The following is a 277-nucleotide window of genomic DNA, read 5'->3' on the forward strand; positions in this document are numbered from 1 at the left end:
CAGGTCATCGACCTGTTGGATGGCATCTGGGACGTGAACGAGGCGTTTGCCGATATCGCGCAGAAAACCAAGCGGTTGGCCCGCAAGCAGATGGGTTGGTTCGGCCGCGACCCTCGCATCCATTGGCTGCAGGCGCTGAGCCCGAAGCTGGTCGACAATGCGATGGCCATCATCGCGCATGCCGATGCCGGCGACTATGACCCCATTGACGCCCGTGCCGACGAATATACCCAACATCATCTGGGAGATATCGCAGCATAAATCACGTGTCTGCCCT

Annotated in this window: 1 pseudogene; it reads left to right on the plus strand. The window is 59.2% G+C overall.

The features are described from left to right. Nucleotides 1–261 (plus strand): annotated as a pseudogene (locus EIK80_RS25830) (hypothetical protein); the annotation flags it as partial. Nucleotides 262–277 lie beyond the last annotated feature (16 nt).

The sequence above is a fragment of the Caulobacter sp. 602-1 genome (assembly GCF_003931565.1).
Lineage (GTDB): Bacteria > Pseudomonadota > Alphaproteobacteria > Caulobacterales > Caulobacteraceae > Caulobacter.